Genomic DNA, 16,724 nt, shown 5'->3' with positions numbered 1-16,724 from the left:
GGGGTTCAGGCGTGGTTGAGGCTGTCGAAGTTCGCGCCGCGTTCGACCAGGTCGACCAGCAGCGGAGAGGGCTGCCAGAAGAGCGGGTCTTGCTTCGCGAATTCGCGGATGTCGGCCAGCACCTTGGGCAGGCCCACGGTGTCCGCGTACTTCATCGGGCCGCCGCGGTGGCGCGGAAAGCCGTAGCCGTAGAGAAAGGTCACGTCCACGTCGAGCGGGCGCAGCGCGATGCGCTGGTGCACGACGTTGGCGCCTTCGTTGACCATCGCGGCCATGTAGCGGCGCATGATTTCTTCTTCCGTGAAGGCGCGCGGCTTGATGCCGGCGCGCTCGCGCTCGGCGTCGATGATGGCCAGCACCTCGGGATCGGGCACGCCGATGCGCGCGCCTTCGGGGTACAGGTAGTAGCCGCGCTGCGTCTTCTGGCCGAACCAGCCGCACTCGCAGATGCGGTCGGCAATCTGAATGTAGCGCGCCTTCGGGTCGCGCGTGGCGGCCTTGCGCTTGCGCGTGGCCCAGCCGATGTCGCCGCCTGCCAGGTCCGACACCTGGAACGGGCCCATCGGGTAGCCGAAGTTGCGCACCGCCTCGTCGATCTGGTAGGGCGAGGCGCCGTCTTCCATCATGTGGTCGGCGGCCTGGCGGTACACCGCGAGAATGCGGTTGCCGATGAAGCCGTCGCACACGCCCGCGCGCACGGGCACCTTCTTGAGCTTCTTCGCCAGCTCGAAGCCGGTGGCGACCACGTCGGCGCTCACCTTGGCGGGCACCACGATCTCCAGCAGCTTCATGATGTTGGCCGGCGAGAAGAAGTGCAGGCCCACCACGTCCTGTGGACGAGAGATGCTGGTTGCGATCTCGTCGATGTCGAGGTACGAAGTGTTGGTGGCCAGCACCGCGCCGGGCTTGCACACGCGATCGAGTTCGGCGAACACGGCTTTCTTCACGCCCATGTCCTCGAACACCGCTTCGACCACGATGTCGACCTGCGCGAGCGCGTCGTATCTCGTGGAGCCCGAGAAGCGCGCCATAACCGCGGCCTTGGCCTCGGGCGTCATGCGGCCCTTCTTGATGAGGCCGTCGTACACCTTCTCGACATGCTGGCGGCCGCGCGCGAGGCTGGGCTCGTCGCGCTCGATCATGACGACGGGCAGGCCCGCGTCGAGCATCGCCACCGCGATGCCCGCGCCCATGGTGCCGCCGCCGACGATGCCGGCCGATTCGAGCGGGCGCGGGCTGGCAGACTTGGTCTCGGGTGCCTTCAGCACTTCGCGTTCGGCGAAGAAGGCATGGATCAGGCCGGCACGCTGCGGGCTGTCGATGCACTGCAGGAACAGCTTGCGCTCCAGCGCCATGCCCTCGTCGAAAGGCAGCGTGAGCGCAGCCTCGACAGCTTCGATGATCTTCATCGGCGAGAAGAGTCCGCGGCTTTTCTTGGCGGTGTCGGCGCGCGCCGCTTCGAGCGCGGCACGGCTGGCCTCGGCATCGGCCAGCCCGGCGGCCTCGCGCGTGCGGCGCACCGGCGCCTTGGTGGCGGCGAGTTCTTCTGCGTAGGCCAGGCCTTCGGCGCGCGCGTCGGCTTCGGTGCTGAGGCGGTCGACGAGGCCGAGCGACAGCGCTTCCTTCGCACCGGCGTGGCGGCCGCTGAGCATCAGTTCGAGCGCGGCCTTCACGCCGATGAGGCGCGGTGCGCGCTGCGTGCCGCCCGAACCGGGCAAGAGCCCAAGCTGCACTTCGGGCAGGCCTAGCTTGGCCGAGGGCGCGGCAAGGCGGTAGTGCGCCGAAAGCGCCACCTCGAGGCCACCGCCCAGTGCCGCGCCGTGGATGGCAGCAATCACCGGCTTGCTGCAGTTCTCGATCTTCAGGCACACCTCGGGCAGCGAGGGCGGTTGCGGCGTCTTGCCGAACTCGCGGATGTCCGCGCCCGCGATGAAGTTGCGGCCCGCGCCGACGATCAGCACCGCGGCGGCCGCGCTGTCGGCCTCCGCCGCCTCGATGGCGGCCACGAGGCCGCGGCGCACATCCACGCCCAGGGCGTTGACGGGCGGGTTGTCGATGGTCACCACGAACACGCCGCCAAGACGCTCGAAGGTGACAGGACCGGAAGACGTGGAAGGGGCGGGAGTGGTGATGGCCATGTGCTTGTCTCTTGCGTTGACGGGCCCTGCGGATGCGGATGCAAGGCGCGGGGCCCGAGGCTCTGGGGTGAACCCCGCATTCTTGGCCCGCACCGCCGCTTTGACAATTGCATAGACGGTTGACAGACTGTCAAAGAATTTTTGACACAATGGCCGCATGGACCTCCAATCGCTGACTTTGCTGGTGGAAATCCTCGACGCCGGAAACCTGAGCGCGGCCGCCCGCCGGCTCAAGATGAGCCGCGCCAATGTCAGCTACCACCTGAACCAGCTGGAGCGCTCGGTCGGCGCACAGCTGGTGCGCCGCACCACCCGTCGCGCCGAGCCGACCGAGATCGGCCTGCGCCTGTACCAGCACGGCGTGGCCATCCAGACCGAATTGCTGGCCGCGCGGGAATCGGTCACCACGCTGGGCGAGGGGTTGCAGGGGCGCGTGCGGCTCAGCGTGCCCAGCGGCTACGGCCAGCTGGTCATGGCCGACTGGCTGATCGACTTCAAGCGCCAGTACCCCGGCATCGTGCTTGACGTGGTGTTCGAAAACCGCATCGAAGACCTGCTGCGCGACGAGGTCGACATTGCCATTCGCGTGGTGCCCGAGCCGCCGCAGAACCTGGTGGCGCGGGAGCTGGGGCCGGTGCGCTACGTGGCTTGCGCCTCACGCGACTACGCCGAGAAGCACGCGCTTCCCACCCAGCTTGACGAACTCCAGGGTGCGCCGGTGGTCACCGCCGCCGTCATCGGCCGGCAACTGCGCGTGTCGGCCTACCAGGGTGAGACCCGGCGCGAGGTGATCCTGGAGCCCACGCTGATATCAGAGAATTTTTTGTTCCTGCGCCAGGCCATCCTCGCGGGCCTGGGCATCGGTCTCGTGCCCGATTACGTGGTGCAGGAGGACGTACGCCGGGGCGAGGTGGTGACCACGCTGGACGACTGGCGGCTGAGCATTTTCGGCACGCAGATGTTCATGCTCTACATGCCCAACCGGCAGCACACGCGGGCGATCCGGACCTTCATCGACTTCATCCTGGAGCGGGTGCGGGTGCGGGTGCCCGGCGCTGAGCCGGTCGATCAGTCGCAGCGGTAGGTGGTTTCGCCGGCCGCCATGGGGCGCGCCTCAGTGGCAGGTCAGAGCCCAAGGGTGGTCAGGCACTGCGCAATGCGCGCCGCGAGGTGCTCGCGCCACCCGGTGCATCGAGAGGCCCGAGCCGGCGCATCTTGTCGTACAGCGTCTTGCGCGGAACACCCAACCGCTCGGCCGCGGCGGCCGCGCTGCCGCCGCAGGCCTCCAGTGCCTCGTGGATCAGGTAGCGCTCGAACTGCGCCATCTGCTCGTCAAGCGTGCGCGAGCCTTGCGCTGTGCTCAGGATGCCGTCGTCGCCGCCGTCCCACAGCCCGAGCACGAAGCGGTCGGCAATGTTGCGCAGCTCGCGCACGTTGCCCGGCCAGGCGTGCGTCATCAGCTCCTGCAGGTGACGCGACGTGACCGCGGGCAGTTTCCGTTCGTGGCGCAGCGCCGCCTGCATCGCAAAGTGGGTGAAGAGCAGCGGGATGTCTTCGCGCCGCTCGCGCAGCGGCGGCAACTGCAGCACCACCACGCTCAGTCGGTAGTAGAGGTCATCGCGAAACTTTTTCTCGCGCGCAGCTTCCAGCAGGTCGGCCTTGGTGGCCGCGACCACGCGGCTGTCCATGGGCCGCAGTTCGTTGGAGCCCAGGCGCTCGTACTGGCGCTCCTGCAGCGTGCGCAGCATCTTGACCTGCAGGTTCATCGGCATGGTCTCGATCTCGTCGAGAAACAGCGTGCCGCCGCGCGCATGCTCGATCTTGCCGATGCGCCGCTTGGCCGCGCCGGTGAAGGCGCCGGCTTCGTGGCCGAACATCTCGCTCTCGAACAGCGCCTCGGGCATGCCGCCGCAGTTGATGGCCGCGAAGTGGCCTTCGTGCCGGCGTCCATGGTCGTGCAGGCAGCGTGCCACCAGTTCCTTGCCGGTGCCGGTCTCGCCGAGGATCAGCACGTCGGCGTCGGTGCTGGCTACGTCGAGCACCAGCCGGCGCAGGCGCTGCATGGCCGAGGAGCGGCCGATGAGCTTGGCCTCGATCGCCTCGTAGCTCGCGAGCTTGCGGCGCAGCAGGTCGACCTCCAGGCTCAGCGCGCGCTTTTCCAGCGCGCGCTGCACCACCTCTGCCAGCTCCTCGGGCGAGAAAGGCTTCTCGATGAAGTCGTAGGCGCCCAGGCGCATGGCCTGCACCGCCATCGTGATGTCGCCGTGCCCCGTTACCAGGATCACGGGCAGCGTCGGGTCGATGTTCAGCGCGTGCGAGAGCAGCGCGAGCCCGTCCATGCCCGGCAGCTTGACGTCGGTGACGAGCACGCCCGCGAAGCCGGGCGCGAGGCGTCGCATCACCTGCTCGGCCGAGCCGAAGCCCGACACGTGCAGGCCCGCGAGTTGCAGCGCCTGAGTGCTGCCCATGCGCACGGCGGGGTCGTCCTCGACGAACAGCACTTCGAGTTCTTCTTCAGCCATGGGTGGTTGCTCCGCGCTGTCCGTTGCGCAAGGTGACGATGAATGCGGCGCCGCCGAGTTCGCTCTCGCCGGCGCGCAGGAGGCCGCCGAAGTCGCGCACGATGCCGGCCGAAATAGCCAGGCCCAGGCCGAGCCCGAGGCCCTGTTCCTTGGTGGTGAAGAAGGGCTCGAACAGGCGCGGCATCACCTCCGCGGCAATGCCGTTGCCGTTGTCGTGCACCTCGACGATCGCGCCGTCGGGCGTGCGGCGCGCGACGATGCGCACGCGGCGCACACCGGTCTCGCCCGCCGTCGCATCGAAGGCGTTGGCCAGCAGGTTGACCAGCACCTGCTCCAGCCGGTTGCCCTCGCACAGCGCATGCAGGTGCGGCTCAACGGCCTGCTCGAGCTGGATGCGTTCCTGGCGAATGCGCTGGTCAAGCAGGAAGAGCGCATCTGCGATGACGTCGGCCAGCGCCACCGACTGCAGCTCGACCGCCGAGCGACGCGCAAACTTCTTCAGCTGCGCGGTGATCTGGCCCATGCGGTCGGTGAGTTGGCAGATGGTCCGCAGGTTCATGTCGACCTGCGCCGACTCGCCGCGCGCGAGGAACACCACCGCATTGGCCGACAGCGTGCGCAGTGCGGTCAGCGGCTGGTTCAGCTCGTGCGTGATGCCCGCGGACATCTGGCCCAGCACGGCCATCTTGCCGGTCTGCACGAGGTCTTCGAGCGTGGTCTTCAGGATCTCCTCGGCGCGCTTGCGCTCGGCGATCTCGGTCTGCAGGTGCAGGTTGGCCTCGCTCAGCGCCTCGGTGCGCAGCTGCACCTTGTGCTCGAGTTCATCGTAGGCGCCCTGCAGGGCTTCGCGCGCGGCCAGCCGCTGGTGCACGATCCGGCGGCGCTGCTGGAAGTACAGCACCAGCAGCGTGAGGAAGACCAGCGCGAACACCGTGGCCACGGCGCTGGTGCGCGCGAGCGCGTGCACGGGCTTCATGTCCGACAGCATGATCAGCTTCCAGTCGGTGCCGTCCACCGGCCGGCTGTCGAGCAGGTAGTCGGGCCCGAAGGGTTCGCCAGCCGTCTGGCGCCGGGCCTCGCTTGCGCTCAGTTGCACCACCGTGGCGGCGCCGCCCGAGAGCGGCCTGTGCTCGCGCATGTCGATGGGCGTGAGCGAGCCGGCTTCGGTGTATTGGCGCGTCTGCGCGAGCTGCTGCAGGGTCTCGCTGGAGAGCGGGCGCAGCGCGCGGAATTTCCAGCCCGCGTCCGACGAGAGAAACACCACGCCGTTGCCGTCCACCGCCAGCACTTTGTCGGCCGAGTGCGACCACGTCGCATCGAGCTTGTCGAGGTTGACCTTCACGGCGGCAACGCCGAGCTGGCGCGCGCCGTCCACGATGCCGAACGAGAAGTAGTAGCCGGGTTCGCGGCTCACGGTGCCGATGCCGTAGAAGCGCCCCGGCACTCCGCGCAACGCGTCCTGGAAGTACGGCCGGTACGAGAAATTCATGTCCACGAAGCTGCCCTGCTGGTTCCAGTTGCTGGCGGCCAGCGTAAGGCCGCTGGCGTTCATCACGTAGATGGCCGAGGCCTGGGCGTGCGCGTTGACGGTCTCCAGGTAGACGTTGGCATTGAACTGCAGGCTGCTGTCGTCGGGACGGCGCAGCAGGTCGAGCACGTCGGGGCTCAGAGACAGCACCTGCGGCAGGTACTCGTAGCGGCTTAGTTCGCTGCGCAGGCTGGTCGAATAGATGTCGAGCCGGTGCAGGGTGCCCTGCTGCAGCGAGCGGATGCCGGCGCGCTCGCCCCCGAGGTAGGCCAGTGCGCCGCCCGCGCCGATGAGGCAAAGCCAAACGCCGATGGCCGCCCAGCGGCGCCAGCGCGAAAGCTGCGGCGTGCCGGTCGTTACGTCGCTGCCATGGAATCGCACCAGCACGGCCTTGTCGCGCAGGTCGCCCGGCGATCCGGCAAAGCCGGGCCGGTACGGCGCCGAAAGTTTCAGCATGGTGCGGCCTGCCGAAAGGAGCAATGACACGGGAACGGGAGGCGGCGATCCGCCGGTCTGCGATGGAGGAGCCCGATCGTAGTCAGGCCCACCCGCTGCGCCGAGACGGAATTACCCTCGATGCCGCCCGCGCCCTGCACCATGAGCTTGCGCCGGGCTCAGTCCGCGTACACGCCGGCGGCCTTGATGACCGGGCCGAAGCGCGCGACCTCGGCCTGCACGAACTTCTTGTGCTCGGCCGGTTCGACCCGCTTGTCGGCGACAACGACCGCGCCCAGGCCCTCTTCCTTCTTGATGAACTCCGGGTCCTTCAGCGCGACCTTGAGCGCGTCGTTGAGCTTTTTCAGCACCGGCGCGGGCGTGCCCTTGGGCGCGTAGAGGCCGTGCCAGATCGTCACCTGGAAGTTCTTCAGGCCCGACTCGTCGAGCGTGGGCAGGTCCTTCAGCGCGGGCGTGGTCAGGCGCTTGAGCGTGGTGACGGCGTAGGGCTTGACCTTCTTCGCCTCGATCTGGCCGGTGGTGTTGGTCGTCTGGTCGCACAGCAGGTCGATCTGGCCGCCCAGCAGATCGGCGATGGCGGGTGCGGTGCCCTTGTAGGGCACGGTGGTCATCTCGGCCTTCAGTTCGCTTTGCAGCAAGAGACCGCACAGGTGCGAGGCCGAGCCGATGCCGGCGTTGCCGAGGTTGGTCTTGCCGGCGTTCCTGGTGACCCACTCGCGCAGCTCCTTGAAGTTGTTGGCTTCCAGCTGCGGCTTGCCGATGACGGTCATCGGCACGTCGTTGATCATGCCCAGGTATTCGAAGTCGATCTCGTAGTTGTAGGGCAGCTTGCGGTAGAGCACCGGAGTGGTTGCCATGCCCACGTGCGTGAGCAGCAGCGTGTAGCCGTCGGCCTTGGCGCGCGCGACCTTGGCGTTGCCGATGGTGCTGCCGGCGCCGGCGGCGTTGTCGATCACGATGCTGGTGCCGTCCAGCGGCTTGCGCATGGCCTCGGCAAGGTCGCGTGCGACGCGGTCGGTCGGGCCGCCGGCCGCGAAGGGCACGACGATGGTGATCGGCTTGCCCGCAGGAAAGTCCTGCGCGTGCAGGCCGAGCGAGGCGGTGGAGAGGGCGGCGGCAATGGCGGCGAGGGCGAGGGGCTTCTTCATGGATGCTTTCAAGGTTCACTCCGGGGATCAGGGAAAGAAAAAGGGCGCAAGGCCATTGCGGCGGCCCTGCGCGCGGGTTGACTTACATGAAGCTCGACACCAGCTTCTTCGTGATGTCGAACAGCAGGTTCACCGGCGACGGACCGAACGACAGCCAGGTGCCGGTGAGCGGCTGCTGGCCGACGCCGGGCTTGGTCCAGTCGCACACGCCGTCGGGGAAGGCTGCGCTCAGGCGCGTCCACTGCGTCGGGCTGAAGGTCACGCTGTACTCCGAGGGGTTCAGCGGCTTCAGCTGGCACTTGGCGATGTCGTCGGTGAGCGGGCCGCCGGCCGCCATGCGCGGCGTGGTGCCGGCCGGGTAGAAGGTGTTGCAGGCACCGGTGCCGAAGGCGGTCTGCTCCTCGGAGTACTTCAAGCCGGCGTTCCAGCAGGCGTCCTGCAGGTCGGCCGGGCGGTTGGCCGCGATCTTCTGGGCCTTGGTGCGGTCCGAGGTGTCGGCCTTTGCGGCGGTGAGCCAGGCGACCATCTGATCGAAGGCAGCGGCGGAGCCGCCGCCGCCCATGGTCCACATCACGTGGTTGTCGATGTGGCCGTTGGCGCGGCGCAGGCGTTCGCGCATCGAGAACGAGTGGATCTTCGTGTGGATGTCGCCGTTGGTGGCGCCGTCGTTGTAGTCGCGCAGGTCGATGATGGCGGTGGACGCGAGCCCGCCGCCGCCGCTCACGATGCGGCCCGACTGATAGGCGCGGCGCAGCGCATCCAGATCGCCCACGGTGCGCGCCGCGGTGCGCTTCATGTCGCGATCCACGCCGCCCACGCGCTCGTTCAGGTCGAGAAACTTGTCGATGCTCAGCTTGCCCTCGTTGAGCGCCTGCAGCCCGTACTGGATGCCCACGTTGTCGATCGGGCGAAGCGCGAAGCCCTCGGCCTCGGTCTTGCCGTAGACGTTGACGGTGTGGTCGAACACCGTGGCGCGGGCGCCGGTCGGGTTGGTGAGCGCGTTGTAGCGCTGCTCGGCCGGCACGCCCGCGGGGAACGACACGGTCGGGTCGAGCCGGCCCGCGCTGTTGCTCATGTTCGGGATGTTGCCGATCTGCAGGTAGCCTGAAATGGCCTGCTTCTCCGCCGTGGTGTAGGCGAGCGCCGCCGTGGCCGGGTCGTTGAAGTAGTTGTTGAGAACGCGCGAATCGTGCAGCTTGAAGATCGTCGAGGAGGTCACGTCCGCGAACACCTGGCTCACCACCACGCCGTCGAACAGGCCCGGGTAGTTGTCGCTGGTCTGGTGGCTCTGGTAGGAGCCGCCCGAGCCGCCGGTGCCGATGGTGTGCTTGGGCACGCCGAAGTTCTCGATGAAGCGCTCCTTCACCATCGCGATCGTTTCCGAGGAGAGCTGGTCGTTGCAGTTGGTGCCGAAGACGTTGAGTGTCGAAGTCGTCACCGCATAGCCGCGGCTCTGGTAGGTCGGGTTGATCAGCGTCGCGAAGTCGTTGCCCTGCTGGAACCAGCCGCCCTGGCAGCCACCGCCCAGCGGATAGATCAGCGTGCCGTTCCAGCCGGCCGGCGGGGTTGTCGGCGATGGCGGCGGCTCGTTCAGGACGTCGTGCAGGATTGCCGACTGGTAGAGCCCGCGGTTGATGGTGCCGCTTTCGAGCCGCACCACGTAGGGCACCTGCTTGCCGTTGATCGTGAGGTAGGCCATGTTGGCCGGGTAGGCCGTGATCGATTCCGGCGCGAAGCGCGTGTTGCCGCCGGTGGTGGTGCGGTAGTAGTAGTCGACCCGCGTCTCGACCGAGCACTTGCCGTCGTCCAGCGGCTTGAGCACCTGGCCTCCCATGCGCGTGAAGGTGGCGTAGCCGCAGACAAAGGGCTCCTCGTGAGGACCGGAGATCACCGGCCCGGTGACCGGGTAGGCGGTGAGCGCGAGCTTGGCGCTGTAGTCGCCGTACTTCGCGACCAGTTCGTTGGCGCCTTCCTTCAGGCCCGTGACCTTGCCGAGCATGCGGCCGTTGGCGGGGTTGCGCACGAAGGCGCCCGTCACGTCGCGGCCGTCGACCGTCACCGCGAGGCTCTCGGCGGGTTGGTCCTTGAGAAACTCGAGCTCGACCAGCGTGTCGTCGCCGGTCACGAGTTGCGGTGACGAGGACAGCACGCTGACCTTGAGCGTGGCGTCGGGCGGCGGCGGCGGTGGCGGTGGCGGTGGCGGGGGCGTGCCGGGATCGGGGTTGCCCGGGTTGCCTGGGTAGTTCGGATTGCCGGGATCCGGGTTGCTTGGTGTGCCTGGTGTGCCGGGGCCGCCGGCGACGGGCGGAATGAAGCTGAAGCCGCCACCGCCGCCGCTACCGCCGCCGCAGGCGGTGAGGATCAGCGCGGCCAGCAGCGTGCTGACCCGGGCAGGGGTGGTGCGAAAGCGTGTCGCGGTCGGGGTTCTCATTTTCATTGTCTGGTCTCCGTTTTGTTGTGGTTGCAGGGCAGGCGAGGAAAAAGGCGGCTTCGCCATCCGGCGCACGGGCATGCGGCGGCGCGACTCGGCAGGGCCGGGTCGTCGCGCAGGGCAGGGCGCGTCAGTGCGGGCTGGGGAGGAAAGAAGCGGGCGAAGCGCGCAAAGCGGGCGCGGCAGGTGTCGGCAGGTCTGTCATGTGTGTCTCCATCCTCTGGCGGGTGTGCAACCTAAGTAGCAACCGATGTGCCATGCCCGGCGCCAGACGCAAGCGGTTGAATTCAAAGGAATTTTTTTGTGGGGCTCGTGGTTTTCCCGTGCGGTGCGGGCTGAAAAACCAGCCAGCCGAAGCCTGCGTTGTCTGGAAATTCGCACGCTGCCCCACGGCACGCTTTCTGCTGCAATCGCCGAATGAACGATGAACTTCCCGCCGCCGCTGCACTGCGGATCACGGCCAGAATCTGGGAGAGGAGCGGCGCGAGGTGATCCTGGAGCCGACGCTGATCTCGGAGAACTTCTTGTTCCTCGCGGGCGATCCGCACCTTCATCGACTTCATCCTGGAGCGGGTGCGGCCGCCCACTGCGGACCCGGCCGATCAGTCGCAGCGGTAGGTGACTTCGGACTCCGGCGCGCGCGCCGCCGCCTTGGGATCGAGGTAGCGCAGCGGGGCGCCGAAGTTGCGGCAGTAGGCTTCGGCATCCTTCACCGAGGGCGACTTGAACACGCCGTCGCCCAGCCAGGTGACGCGGGGCGCGGGCCGCGCGGCGCATCCGGCGAGGACGAGGGCCGCGAGGGGCAGGACGAAAAAAGCGGAGAGAGCAGGCGAGCGGCGCATCGGAAAGCGCATCGCTGCGCAAGGGTGGAGGAGAGCCCGCGACTTTAGCGGCTGTAAGACCCCGGGGCTTTCCCCGTTCTTCAAGACAAGCACCCTTCAAAACTGTATATTCATACAGTATTTTAACTGCCCAGTTTTCCGTGGACCTCCAGCGCAAACTCGCCATCCTCGCGGACGCCGCCAAGTACGACGCGTCATGCGCCTCCAGCGGCTCGCAGCCGCGCGACTCGCTTGGCGGGCGCGGCATCGGCTCGACCGAGGGCGCCGGTATCTGCCACAGCTTTGCGCCCGACGGCCGCTGCATCTCGTTGCTCAAGGTGCTGCTCACCAACCACTGCCAGTACGACTGCCTCTACTGCGTCAACCGCGCGTCGAGCAACGTGCCGCGCGCGCGCTTTCGCGTCGACGAAGTGGTGCAGCTCACGCTCGACTTCTACCGCCGCAACTGCATCGAGGGCCTGTTCCTGTCCAGCGGCATCGTCAAGTCGCCCGACCACACGATGGAGCAGGTGGTCGAGGTGGCGCGCACGCTGCGTGAAGACCACGACTTTCGCGGCTACATCCACCTGAAGACCATTCCCGATGCGAGCGACGAACTCATCGCGCGCGCCGGCCGCTATGCCGACCGCCTGAGCATCAACGTCGAGATGCCGACCACCGAAGGCCTGCAGGCGCTTGCGCCCGAGAAGGACGAAAGCGCCATCCGCCGATCGATGGCGCGGCTGCGGCTGCGCATCGACGACACGCGCGAAGAGGCGCGCCGCGTGGTGCCGATTCGCGCGCTGCCCGGCGCGGCGCCCGCCGCCGCAAAGCCGCCGCCCTTTGCGCCCGCGGGCCAGAGCACGCAGATGATCGTCGGCGCCGATGCCACCGACGACCGGCAGATCCTCGCGTCGAGCGCCACCCTCTACGGCGCCTACAAGCTCAAGCGCGTGTACTACTCCGCGTTCAGCCCCATACCCGACGCCGCCCGCGCGCTGCCGCTGGTGGCGCCGCCGCTGATGCGCGAGCATCGGCTCTACCAGGCCGACTGGCTCATGCGCTTCTACGGCTTCGGGCACCAGGAAATCGTGGCCGAGCCCGACGGCCTGCTGCGGCTCGACGTCGATCCCAAGCTCGCCTGGGCACTCGCGCATGCCGATCGCTTTCCGGTCGACCTGAACCATGCGCCGCGCGAAATGCTGCTGCGCGTGCCGGGGCTCGGCGTAAAAGCCGTCGAGCGGCTGCTGCAGGCGCGGCGCGTGCGCCGGGTGCGCGCGGACGACCTGCGGCGGCTGCACGTGCCGGCGCGCAAGGTGCTGCCGTTTGTCGTTGCAGACGGGCACCGGCCATCGCGCGGAGCGCCCATGCCGTCGACGGCGCCGCAGCGCCCGGCGCAAGCCTCGCTGTTCTGAGCTGAGGTATTCGCCATGCAAGTGCGGCTCGACGACCCGGTCGATCTCGACGCCTTTCGCCGCCACGCGCGGCAGCTGCTTGCCGCGGGCGTGCCGCCGGACCGCGTCGAATGGAACGCGGCGCAGGCCGCTGGCGATGCCGCCGATCTGTTCGGTGCTGCGAGCGATGCGGCGCCGCCAGCAGCGCTTGCCTCCGCCGCGCAGCATCAGCCTGTGCCCGCATGGTTCGTCGAGCTGTGCGGCGACGTCATCCTGCACCGCGACTCGCAGCGCTTTGCGCTCTTGTACCGGCTGCTGTGGCGCCTTTCGCACGAGCCCGCGTTGCGGCACGACCCGCTCGACGCCGACCTGATGCAGGCCCGGCAGATGGCCAAGGCCGTGCACCGCGACATCCACAAGATGCGCGCCTTCGTGCGCTTTACCCGCGTACTGGGCGACGACGGCCTGGAGCGCCACGTGGCGTGGTTCGAGCCCGAGCACCGCATCGTTGAGGCCAATGCGCCGTTTTTTTCGCGGCGCTTCGCGCAAATGCGCTGGGCCATCCTCACGCCCGAGCGCTGCGTCGAATGGAACGGCCAGGCGCTGGCCTTCCAGGGCGGCGCCGACCGCCGCGAGAAACCGCCGCCCGATGCCGGCGAGCAGCTCTGGCTCACCTACTACGAACACATCTTCAACCCGGCACGCCTCAAGCTCGCGATGATGCGGCGCGAAATGCCGCGCCGCTACTGGCACAACCTGCCAGAGGCCGCGCTGATCCAGCCGCTGGCCGAAGCGGCCACGTCGCGCAGCCAGTCGATGATCGAGGCGCCGCCCACCGCGCCGCGCCGCATCCGCGCGCCCATCGCGCTGCACCTGCGGCCGGCGCCGGGCGTGGCGCCCGCCGGCCTTGGCGAGCTTCGCGCGGCGGCGCACGCTTGCCGCGATTGCCCGATCGGCGCGCTAGCCACACAGGCCGTGTGCGGCGAAGGCCCCCTCGGCGCCACGCACATGCTGGTCGGCGAACAACCGGGCGACCAGGAAGACCTCGCGGGCCGCCCCTTCGTCGGGCCCGCGGGCCAGCTGCTCGACCGTGCAATGGCGCAGCTGGGCTGGGCGCGCGACACCGTGTACCTGGCCAACGCAGTCAAGCACTTCAAGTACGAGCTGCGCGGCAAGCGCCGCATCCACAAGACCGCGGGCCAGCGCGAGGCCGAAGCCTGCGCGCACTGGCTCGACAGCGAGATTTCGCTGGTGCGCCCGCAGGGTCTGGTGGCGCTGGGCGCGACGGCCGCGCGCACGCTGCTGGGGCGGCCGGTGGCGGTGCAGGCCGAGCGCGGTGCGTGGCTGCACGAGCGCGGCGATGGCCGGCCCGTGTTCGTCACCCTGCATCCTTCAGCGCTGCTGCGCCTGCCGTACCCGGAGCAGGGCGAAGCCTTCGGGCGCTGGCTGGCCGATCTTGCGTTGGCGCGCGGCACGCTTTCTGCTGCAATCGCCGCATGAACGAACAAGCTTCCGGCGGAACCGCCTTGCGGGTCGCGCCGCTGACACCGCAGGCCTTTGCGCCCTACGGCACCGTGATCGAGGCGCCCGCCGCTGGTGGCCGCAACATCAACGGCGGCAACGCAAGGCGCTTCGACCTGCTCGACAACCTGCAGCTCGATGCCGCCGGCGGCCGCCCGATGCTCGCGCTGTTCCGTGCCGCGGCGCGCAGCTTTCCGCACGCAGTGGCCGAGATGGAGCGCCATGCGCTCGGCAGCCAGACCTTCGTGCCGCTGGGCGAGCGGCGCTTCGTGATCGTGGTCGCGCGTGCGGGCGAAGCGCCCGCGTCGGCCGGCGAACTGGCCGCTTTCGTTACCGACGGAAGGCAGGGCGTGGTGCTTGCGCCCGGCACCTGGCACCACGCGCTGCTGGCGGTGGACGCGGGCGACTTCGTGGTGATCGAGCGCGCCGCTGGGGCTGTCGATTGCGACCTCTGCGCGCTCCCGGCGCCGGCGGTCGTCGACTGGAAAGGCTAGGCGCGCTGCGCCGCAATGCGTCAGCTGGCGGCGATGCGCTCGGCCATCCGGATCAATGAGCGGTCAGAGCCTGCCGGCCCGAGCAGCGAAATGCCCAGCGGCGCGCCGTCGCGAGAAGCCAGCGGCATCGACAGCTGCGGAAAGCCGCTGAGGCCTGCAATGCACAGCATGCGTATGGCGCGGTTGCGGTAGTCCTCCAGCCCGGCCTCGCTCTCGCTGCGCAGCGGCGCAATGTCGGGCATGGTCGGCATCAGCAGCACGCCGTCGGTGCCCAGCAGCGCGGCCAGGTGCGCGCGAAACGCGGTGCGAAAGACGCGCGCGGCCGCCACCTGCGCATCGGTCACGTCGCGCGACCACGCAAAGCGCTCGGCCACGCCCGGGCCCAGCGGCGGTGCATAGCGCTCGATCAGCGGGCCGTCGGTGAGCCAGGCCTCGCGCGACTGCAGGTAGCGAAAGTTCCAGTACATCGCGTCGAACGATTCCATTGCCACCGTCGTGCCCCGCGCGGGACCGAGCAGGCCCTGCACACGGTCGATCACGCCTTGCAGCGCCTTCGTGGCGGTGGGCGCGGCCAGGGCCCACACGTCGTCGGGACCCAGCAGGCGCACGCGCTCGGGCAGGGCCAATGCGTCGGCGCCCAGCAGCACGTCGGCCACGCGCGCAAAGGTGCCGACATCGCGCGCGAACCAGCCGCAGGTATCGAAGCTTGGCGCAAGGTCGAGCGCGCCCTCCAGGCTCACGCGGCCGTGCGTCGGGCGCAGGCCGTACAGGCCGCAGTGGTTGGCCGGCGCACGCACCGAGCCGCCGGTGTCGGTGCCGAGTGCAAAGTCGCAAAGGCTCGACGACACCGCCGAGGCCGACCCCGACGACGAGCCGCCCGTGATGCGGTCTTTGGCGGCACCGTTGATCGGTGCGCCGAAATGTGCGTTGTTGCCGTTCATCGAGAACGCGAGTTCGTCGGTCACCGTCTTGCCCGCGAAGCGCGCGCCCGCGTCGAGCAGCTTTTGCACGGTGGGCGCGGTGCGGCTCTTGATGCCCGACATTGCCAGCACGATGGGGCTGCCGCCGCCGGTGGGGTAGCCGGCCACGTCGAACAGGTCCTTGGCCGCAAAGCTCAGGTCGGCGAGCGGGCCGGTGGGCGCATGCGGCACAGGCACGTCGGGATACGGAACGAAGGCGTGGGCCGGGTCGTGCAAGGGCATGGTGCGTAGGTAGGAGTTGTGCAGGGCGGGTCAGGCGACCAGCGTGGGCGCAATGGCTGCTGCGGCGGCGGTGTGGATGCAGCGCGCGCGGTGGTTGGGCGCGAGCTCGACCACCGGCGGCTGCGCGACGCGGCAGGCGTCGGTGGCAAGCGCGCAGCGTTCGGCAAAGGCGCAGCCCGGCGGCAGCGCCGAGAGATCGGGCGGCGCGCCGCCAATGGTGTCGAGCCGCGCGCCGCGCGCCAGCGCCCCATGCGCGCGGCTCTTGAGCAGCGCGATGGTGTAAGGGTGGCGCGGCGAACGGATCAGCTCGCGTGCCGTGCCTTCCTCGACGATGCGGCCCGCATACATCACGGCAATGCGGTCGGCCACCTCCACCGCGGCGCCGATGTCGTGCGTGACGAAGATCACCGACAGGCCGAGGTCGCGTTGCAGTTCGCGCAGCAGCAAAAGGATCTGGATCTGCACCGTGGCGTCGAGCGCGGTGGTCGGCTCGTCGGCCAGCAGCAACTGGGGCTTGCACGCCAGCGCCAGCGCAATCATGGCGCGCTGGCGCATGCCGCCGGACATCTCGTGCGGATACGCGGCCAGCCGCCGCTCGGGGCTTGGAATACGCACGCGCTCGAACAGCGCGAGCGCACGCTGGTGCGCCTCGGCCGCCGTCACTTTCTTCTCGTGCCGGCGGATCGATTCGACGATTTGCGCGCCGACCGAATACACCGGGTCGAGCGCGAGCAGCGGCTCCTGGAAGATCATCGAGGCGACCTTGCCGCGAAAGTCGTCGAGCTCGCGCGCCGGCATCGCGAGCACGTCGCGCCCGGCCACCTGCACCTGCCCGCCCATGCGCGTGCGGCGCTCCGGGTGCAGGCGCAGCAGCGTGCGCATGGTCACGCTCTTGCCGGAGCCCGATTCGCCGATGAGCGCGACCACTTCGCCGCGCTGCACTTCCAGGCTCACGCCGCTGACCGCATGCACGGGCTTGCGGCCGCCGCTGAAGGTGACGCTGAGGTCGCGCAGGCGGACCATCGGCTCGCCGGCGGGAATGACGTTGGTGCTGCCGTTGTTGGTGCTG

Annotated in this window: 13 protein-coding genes; 4 read left to right on the top strand and 9 right to left on the bottom strand. The window is 69.0% G+C overall.

Going from position 1 to position 16,724, the window contains the following annotated elements; translation table 11 throughout:
- Nucleotides 1-5 precede the first annotated feature (5 nt).
- A complete protein-coding gene (locus EJI00_RS11390) occupies nt 6-2,138 on the bottom strand; it encodes a 3-hydroxyacyl-CoA dehydrogenase NAD-binding domain-containing protein (RefSeq protein ID WP_126747572.1) in 2,133 nt (710 codons plus the stop codon).
- Between the two features lie 157 nt (nt 2,139-2,295).
- On the opposite strand from EJI00_RS11390, the gene EJI00_RS11385 reads away from it, so the two are divergent.
- Nucleotides 2,296-3,222, top strand: a complete 927-nt coding sequence (locus tag EJI00_RS11385) for a LysR family transcriptional regulator (protein ID WP_126747571.1) — start codon at nt 2,296-2,298, stop codon at nt 3,220-3,222.
- Nucleotides 3,223-3,280: 58 nt separating this feature from the next.
- Here the strand turns inward: EJI00_RS11385 and EJI00_RS11380 are convergent, their stop codons facing one another.
- The 6 genes from EJI00_RS11380 to EJI00_RS11355 all read right to left on the bottom strand — a co-directional run bounded on the left by EJI00_RS11380 (nt 3,281) and on the right by EJI00_RS11355 (nt 11,077).
- Nucleotides 3,281-4,660, bottom strand: coding sequence for a sigma-54-dependent transcriptional regulator (locus tag EJI00_RS11380; RefSeq protein ID WP_126747570.1), 1,380 nt, complete (start codon nt 4,658-4,660; stop codon nt 3,281-3,283).
- The gene (locus EJI00_RS11375) at nt 4,653-6,644 is read right to left on the bottom strand and encodes an ATP-binding protein (protein ID WP_126747569.1); all 1,992 of its coding nucleotides are present in this window, start codon (nt 6,642-6,644) and stop codon (nt 4,653-4,655) included. The genes EJI00_RS11380 and EJI00_RS11375 overlap by 8 nt, the downstream gene beginning before the upstream one ends.
- 158 nt (nt 6,645-6,802) lie before the next feature.
- Nucleotides 6,803-7,792 (bottom strand): tripartite tricarboxylate transporter substrate-binding protein, encoded by a 990-nt coding sequence (locus tag EJI00_RS11370; RefSeq protein ID WP_126747568.1) that lies wholly within the window; start codon nt 7,790-7,792, stop codon nt 6,803-6,805.
- A gap of 82 nt (nt 7,793-7,874) precedes the next feature.
- A complete protein-coding gene (locus EJI00_RS11365) occupies nt 7,875-10,229 on the bottom strand; it encodes a DUF6351 family protein (protein WP_126747567.1) in 2,355 nt (784 codons plus the stop codon).
- 281 nt (nt 10,230-10,510) lie between these two features.
- On the bottom strand, nt 10,511-10,777 hold the full coding sequence (locus EJI00_RS25080; protein ID WP_185868118.1) for a hypothetical protein: 267 nt from the start codon (nt 10,775-10,777) through the stop codon (nt 10,511-10,513).
- 48 nt (nt 10,778-10,825) lie between these two features.
- Entirely contained in the window at nt 10,826-11,077 is a 252-nt protein-coding gene (locus EJI00_RS11355) for a hypothetical protein (protein WP_260590684.1), read from the bottom strand.
- Nucleotides 11,078-11,205: 128 nt separating this feature from the next.
- On the opposite strand from EJI00_RS11355, the gene EJI00_RS11350 reads away from it, so the two are divergent.
- The 3 genes from EJI00_RS11350 to EJI00_RS11340 are packed head-to-tail and all read left to right on the top strand — an operon-like array spanning nt 11,206 to nt 14,453.
- The gene (locus EJI00_RS11350; protein WP_126747566.1) at nt 11,206-12,459 is read left to right on the top strand and encodes a putative DNA modification/repair radical SAM protein; all 1,254 of its coding nucleotides are present in this window, start codon (nt 11,206-11,208) and stop codon (nt 12,457-12,459) included.
- A gap of 15 nt (nt 12,460-12,474) precedes the next feature.
- Nucleotides 12,475-13,938, top strand: coding sequence for a UdgX family uracil-DNA binding protein (locus EJI00_RS11345; protein WP_126747565.1), 1,464 nt, complete (start codon nt 12,475-12,477; stop codon nt 13,936-13,938).
- Nucleotides 13,935-14,453, top strand: coding sequence for an ureidoglycolate lyase (locus EJI00_RS11340; RefSeq protein ID WP_126747564.1), 519 nt, complete (start codon nt 13,935-13,937; stop codon nt 14,451-14,453). The genes EJI00_RS11345 and EJI00_RS11340 overlap by 4 nt, the downstream gene beginning before the upstream one ends.
- A 20-nt stretch (nt 14,454-14,473) precedes the next feature.
- Here EJI00_RS11340 and EJI00_RS11335 read toward each other — a convergent pair whose 3' ends face one another.
- Together EJI00_RS11335 and EJI00_RS11330 are read right to left on the bottom strand one after the other, a co-directional pair.
- Nucleotides 14,474-15,655 (bottom strand): amidase, encoded by a 1,182-nt coding sequence (locus tag EJI00_RS11335; protein WP_126747563.1) that lies wholly within the window; start codon nt 15,653-15,655, stop codon nt 14,474-14,476.
- 30 nt (nt 15,656-15,685) lie between these two features.
- On the bottom strand, nt 15,686-16,678 hold the full coding sequence (locus EJI00_RS11330) for an ABC transporter ATP-binding protein (protein ID WP_126747732.1): 993 nt from the start codon (nt 16,676-16,678) through the stop codon (nt 15,686-15,688).
- Nucleotides 16,679-16,724 lie beyond the last annotated feature (46 nt).

The sequence above is a fragment of the Variovorax sp. DXTD-1 genome, assembly GCF_003984625.1.
Classification (GTDB): domain Bacteria; phylum Pseudomonadota; class Gammaproteobacteria; order Burkholderiales; family Burkholderiaceae_C; genus Variovorax.
This window is presented reverse-complemented; position numbering and strand designations above follow the sequence as displayed.